Source organism: Pedobacter sp., assembly GCF_035566355.1.
Lineage (GTDB): Bacteria > Bacteroidota > Bacteroidia > Sphingobacteriales > Sphingobacteriaceae > Pedobacter.
Genome location: NZ_DATMRL010000266.1, coordinates 1 through 6269 on the forward strand (window position 1 = coordinate 1; position 6269 = coordinate 6269).

Here is a 6269-nt window from a genome sequence, read left to right on the forward strand (position 1 = left end):
GTAGTGGACCTTTTTTTGTGGATTTAATTTTTGTTCACCCAAAGCCTAAAGAATAAGTCCTTCCGAAATGGAGCCCGCTGAAGAAAAGCAATACCGCAAGATCATTCACATAGACATGGATGCCTTTTATGCCTCTGTAGAGCAAAGGGACCATCCGGAATATCGTGGAAAAGCAATTGCTGTTGGCGGCTCACCAGAAGGCAGGGGAGGCGTAGTGGCAACGGCCAGCTATGAGGCCCGTAAATATGGAGTACATTCTGCCATGCCTTCAAAAAAGGCACAGCAACTCTGTCCGCACCTGATCTTTGTTCGCCCGCGCTTTCCTGCCTATAAAGAAGTTTCCATCCATATCCGTGAAATTTTCAGCCGTTTTACCGATGAAATACAACCGCTTTCCCTGGATGAGGCCTATCTGGATGTTACAGACGATAAACTAGGTATAGGATCAGCCATAGAAATAGCCAGGCAGATCAAGCAAATGATCAGTGATGAACTGCAGCTCACCGCATCCGCAGGCGTATCTATCAACAAGTTTGTCGCTAAAATCGCCTCGGATATGAATAAACCCGATGGATTAACCTTTATCGGCCCTTCTAAAATTGAGCGTTTCATGGAAAAACTGCCTGTGGAAAAATTCCATGGCGTAGGTAAGGTAACCGCTGAAAAAATGAAAATGCGCGGGCTGCATACCGGCGGCGACCTTAAAAAGCTCAGCGAAGTGGAGCTGGTTAACCTCTTCGGAAAATCCGGCCATTTCTTTTATAAGATTGTAAGGGGAATAGACCATAGAAAAGTAGAAGCCAACCAGGAAACCAAATCTGTTGGTGCAGAAGATACTTTTCCGGAAGATCTGATCACGATTCCCGAAATGGCCGCTGAACTGGAAAAGATCTCCCGGATTGTTTCAGATCGTATAAAAAGAAACCAGCTGAAGGGACGAACGGTAACCGTTAAGATCAAATTCAGCGACTTTAAGACCATTACCCGCAGTAAATCTTATCCCACTGCGGTGGCAGAACAGGAACTTATCCTTAATGCTGCTATGGTTCTTTTGGAATCCGTAGATTTCACCAACCGACCCGTACGCTTACTGGGTATTACCGTTTCTAATTTTGGAGAAGATGTATTACAATTTGAAAAAAACGGCTATCAGGGCAGGTTATTTCCCTGATGCCTGTTTCTTTCTATAATGACTTTACCGCAACAGAACGACCCTGTCTTCCCAAAGGATTAAACAGCGCAAATTTCAGAACACCTTTAAGCGGCACCGGCTGCTGATAAACAGGGCTGGATGTGCTAGGTTCAGTGCCATTAGTGGTATAACGTATAAGCAGTCCGGGGTAGGAAGTATTCGCCATGGCATAACCATTTTCCTTCACCACACCTGGCGTCGGTATCCGGTATAAATATCCACCATTGTAAGCACTCAGGCGTGGAAGCTCACGCTTGCCCAGCACATGAACAAAAGCCGACCATGCCTCCTGGTACAATGGTTTGCTTTTAAGCGTATCCTTTTCTATAGCCCAGGAAGGATCTTTAGCCCAGGCCCGCTCTGCAAGCCCCAGAAGTTTAGGGAGCAGCATGTATTCCAACCTTTCCGGACTTTTTATAGTTTCACTCCAAAGCGGCGCCTGTATGCCAATAATGTTCGCTTTTCCAAAATCAGTTAGGCGTTCTTTAGCTGTAAAAACCGCCGGGTTAACAGGATGTCCGTTTACGTCCTCCCTAAAAGACTTGTAATAATCATAAGGAATAAAATAAAAAGGTTTATCTGTATCCACATAACCTCCCCAGTATTGCCCGGGTTCTTCAAAATCTGTATTCGCTGCCAAATCAAAATAGAGATGCGTTACACAAGTCAGCGTAACCTTGTAGCCGGCATTGGCCATCTTATAAGGTAAATCTTCATTGCCATCCACATTGTTCCAAACCTCGGTATGGAAGTTGTTGTTTACAAAAGCACTGTTGAGGATCATCTTATGCTGCCCGTCGAGCAGCGTTTTTCTCAATCCGATCTCTTCCCAACCAGTGAGATAAAGTCTGCGGGTTTTGAGTAAGGCGTTTACTTTCGTAAAATAATAATACCAAAGATCATCGGGTCCTTTTACCGTTGAATCCTGTCTAATCAAATCGGCTACTGCAGGCGAGCGGGTCCATACGCCTGCGGGAACTTCATCACCCCCAAAGTGGACGGTGCTCAGTTTTAAACCAGCCTCTTTATACATCGATCCGATCTCATCCACTACTTTTTCCATAAAATGATAAACAGAAGGAAGGGCAGGGTTGAGTACATTATCATTCCAGCCCTGTACAGAGCGGTAAACCGACTGGTCATTCCTGTCGCGCAGCAGGTATTCTTCGGCTGCAGCCTGTTGGCCCAGTTTCATCAACTTGTCGTATCTGGCATCCATAGATTTGATGGCTGCACGCGCATGGCCGGGCGTTTCAATCTCTGGAATGACCTGGATATGCCGCCGGGCCGCATATTTCAGAATCTCTATGAAATCGGCTTTGGCATAGAAGCCGCTACCAGAATTTGCACCAGTAAAAGGACCTGAGCCATAGGAGGGCAGGATGTTTTTTTGGTCGTCAACCGTATGTCCCCGCTGAGAACCTACTTCAGTGAGTTCCGGCAAACCAGGGATTTCGAGCCGCCAGCCTTCATCATCGTTTAAATGGAAATGTAGTACATTGAGCTTATACAAAGCCATGACATCGAGTACCTTCAGCACCTCGGCTTTGGATTGAAAATTCCGTGCCACTTCAAGCATAAATCCACGAAACTTAAAACGTGGGGCATCCTGCACCTGGGCACAGGGAACTTTTGCAGATTTTAAATGACTGGACCATAAGTCAGGTGGTAACATGGTTTTCAAAGACTGAATAGCATAAAATGCACCGGCAGGATCTGAAGCCCGAATCAAAATTTGCTGTGGGCTGATGCTCAATGTATACGCTTCCGTGCCAAGGTTCTTTTCTTTTTTAAATACGATGGCCGGCCCGGCAGTGGTTTGATTTAACGAAACAGTCTTTCCGAAAAGCCTGGATAGCTCCTCTGCAAATAACATGGCCTCCTGATGGAAATCTGCATCTGCAGAAAGTTTAACTTTTGCACTGAACTCAAACGTTCCGGTTTGTGGCTGATAATTGGCCGGACTAGGAAATATCTTCGGGATTTCTTCGTCTGTAAGCGGCCTGATCAACTGATTCTGATGGTATATTTTGGAAGCAAGTGCTGCCTCCTCCTGATCTCTGTTAAGGAGAGAACTTGTGGTAACCTCTTTGAAAGGATAACCTTTTTCCGGCTGTCTGTCCCAGACCAGGTAAAACCCCGAGGGAAAATCAGAGATGTTTTTGGCTTCTTCTGCCAGTATCTGGATCTTTTTACTGCTACCGGGTCCTACAGAAAGGTTACCGGCTTTGGGAACCAGACGAAACAGATCGCCATTGACCTGTTGGATCTGCAGAGCAGCGGTATCTGTATCCGCCACAGTTAATCTCCCTGAATTGAAATAAATGCTCCATCCACTTGCCGGAAGGCTTTCTTTTCCTTCGTTGATCAGTGTGAGCCTGGAAAGGGCCAGACCGGTGTTCTTGTATTTGTTACCGAGCAATTCCCACTTCAATTGAACATCGGCAGGATTCAGCTGTTTCGGCGTTTGGGCAAAGGACATAAGAAAGGTATTTAACAGCAAAACTGTTATTAAAAGATGTTTCATAACCTTTAGTGTTAAAGAAGTAAATTCTGTTTAATTCCGGGTTTAAACCCTTACATATATTTTACGTTTATCTAAAATGTAACCCACCAGCCAGCAAACCAGCATAAAACAGAGGGCAAATAAGAGAGAACCTACCGGACCCGGTGCAATGACCTGGAAAAAAGATTCGTTGATCCATTTATAGAAATGCAATTTCGGAAAAATAAGGTCTATAACCGTCAGCAGTACTTCCGAAACCAGGTAAATGAACAGAGGGTTCTTACCAAAAACGGTAAAAAACTTCGTCCATTTATCCCAGGATAAGACCTCTATCATATAGATCAATGCGCCAATCAGGATCAGATCAAGACCGCAGGTGACCAGCACAAAAGAGCTGGTCCATAGTTTTTTGTTGATTGGAAATACCGCATTCCAGCATATGGCGACCAGTACAAGCAAAGCCCCGGTTAACAGGAGCTTTGCTATGGTTTCATATCCTTTACCTTTCTTTTGTATAAAAACCCCGGTCAGATAGCCGATAATCACATTAACACAGGATGGAATGGTACTTAATATGCCTTCCGGATCAAAGGCTACACCCTCGCCATGATAAAGATGATGTTCTCCCAGAACAGCTTTATCCAGATATTGCCCGGCATTGCCCAGCATGCTGAAAGGGTCTGAAGGGTCTCCGTAAACCAGCAGTATGATCCAGTAACCCAGCAGCATGACTACACTGGTCATAATCACGGTACGGGTAGATAGAAAATGCACCATCAGAGAGGCAATACAGTAACACAGCGCTATTCTCTGCAGCACGCCCAGTACACGGGTGTGGCTGAAAGGAGAGAAAACCATATGTCCTGTTTTATCATAACTGAAAAAAGGAAACCAATAGAGCAGAAAACCCAGGAGGAAAATAACACAGGTGCGCTTAAATACCTTTAAAAGGACATCGCCCGTCTGCATTTCGGCAAATTTCTTCATGGTAAAACTCATGGCATTTCCAACTGCAAACAAAAAGGAAGGAAAGACCAGGTCGGTAGGGGTAAAACCATGCCAGCGGGCATGTTCCAGGATACCAAATGGGGTAGCGCCCCGGCCTGGAGTATTGACAATGATCATAAAGCAAACGGTCATTCCCCGGAATACATCCAGGGAAAGAAATCGTTGTGGAGATGGGTTCATGTGATGTTTCTGGTTTAGATCCTGGTAATTAATTGTAGCCTGGGTTTTGTTTTAAAACTGGAGCACCTCCTGCCTGACTGAGGTCGATCTGCCGCTGAGGAATAGGATAATAGTTGTTCCTTGCTGCATTAAATTTACCTCTGCTTACATCTTGTGTCAATTTTCCCTGGTAACTAAAGTAAGCATTTAATTCCTGATCTGCTATGCCCCATCTCACCAGATCAAAAAAGCGGTGACCTTCCATAGCCAGCTCTATTTTACGCTCATAATAGATGGCACTTAGTGCATAGTTTTTACCTTTGGAGGCAAAATCTCCGGCAGGATAAGCACCTACCTTGTAATTGGCAGCAGGTTCGTCTGAAAAGCCTTTTAAAGGATTGTCATCGTCAATGTATTTGTAAACCCAGCTTTTTGGATTTGCAGCCCTTGCTCTGACCAAATTTACATATTCCTGCGCCTTGTCCGGGCTGCCCACCTGTTCCTCACATTCTGCTGCCATAAGCAGCACATCAGCAAAGCGGATCACCAGGTAATTGATGGAAGAACCCGGTGCCCAGGTGCTGAAATCACCATCGGTGGCCTGGGTAGCCTGCCAGAAAATGTTCTTTTTAGGACCGTAAGGACCGCCATACAACTGGCTTCTGATCCAGGGTTTACCTGGGTAATTGCCCCAGTCCAGGTAAGGCACACCACGTCTTCCGGCGGTCCAGTCCAGGCGCGGGTCAATGGTGCCCTGATCCGGATCAAAATTTTGATCACCGCTGATGTTCATGTCGTTTTTAATCGGATGACTATTGTAATCGGTCAGGTAAGGTAATCCAGTGGTTTCATTGGTGCGGAAATGGTTTACCAGGTCTATAGAAGGCTGGAAGAAACCACAACATCCGAATGGACTTTCTCCGTATGGGAAATTGAGCATGTCTCCGTTGTTTCCTTTAGAAGGACCATTTGGATCGGCATTTGCAGCCATTTGTATCGCGAAAACCACTTCAGGGTTGTCTTCTTTACTTGGCGTAAAATTATCAGCGAATGCTTCATTTAAGGCATATTTCTTTCCGCTGGTAGTGGTGCCTTGCGGAATCACTACATCAAAAATAGCCTTGGCCTCTGCAAATTTATGCTGATAAAGATAGGCCTTGGCCAGATAGGCACCTGCCGCCCATTTATTGGCCCGGCCTATTTCTGATTGTGTTCCGGGAAGGTTCTCATAGGCGAACTTCAGGTCTGCTTCAATTTTTGGCCAGATGTCGGTATTGTTGGGCTGGTTGAAATCTGTAGTGGTTTCATCTGTGTAAGGCACCATGTTCCACATTTTTTTAAGTTCAAAATAAAAATGTGCACGTAGAAAGCGGGCCTGCCCTTCAATATTACTATGGTCTGCAC

The 6269-nt window shown here is 45.4% G+C and carries 4 protein-coding genes; 1 reads left to right on the top strand and 3 read right to left on the bottom strand.

The features are described 5' to 3' along the window. The first annotated feature begins 67 nt into the window (after window positions 1-67). A complete protein-coding gene (dinB, locus tag VNZ46_RS10485; protein ID WP_325560117.1) occupies window positions 68-1171 on the top strand; it encodes a DNA polymerase IV in 1104 nt (367 codons plus the stop codon). 13 nt (window positions 1172-1184) lie between these two features. Here dinB and VNZ46_RS10490 read toward each other — a convergent pair whose 3' ends face one another. The 3 genes from VNZ46_RS10490 to VNZ46_RS10500 form a co-directional block, all read right to left on the bottom strand. Then, entirely contained in the window at window positions 1185-3719 is a 2535-nt protein-coding gene (locus VNZ46_RS10490) for a family 20 glycosylhydrolase (protein WP_325560118.1), read from the bottom strand. A gap of 42 nt (window positions 3720-3761) precedes the next feature. Then, window positions 3762-4886: an acyltransferase family protein gene (locus VNZ46_RS10495; RefSeq protein WP_325560119.1), complete on the bottom strand. Its 1125-nt coding sequence runs from the start codon at window positions 4884-4886 to the stop codon at window positions 3762-3764. Window positions 4887-4914: 28 nt separating this feature from the next. Then, window positions 4915-6269, bottom strand: a 1355-nt coding sequence (locus VNZ46_RS10500; RefSeq protein WP_325560120.1) for a RagB/SusD family nutrient uptake outer membrane protein, incomplete at its 5' end; no start/stop codon positions are given.

Excerpts from the sequence above, each read along its gene's own strand:
- dinB (WP_325560117.1), top strand. The coding sequence starts at position 68 with ATGGAGCCCGCTGAAGAAAAGCAATACCGCAAGATCATTCACATAGAC.
- VNZ46_RS10490 (WP_325560118.1), bottom strand. The coding sequence starts at position 3,719 with ATGAAACATCTTTTAATAACAGTTTTGCTGTTAAATACCTTTCTTATG.
- VNZ46_RS10495 (WP_325560119.1), bottom strand. The coding sequence starts at position 4,886 with ATGAACCCATCTCCACAACGATTTCTTTCCCTGGATGTATTCCGGGGA.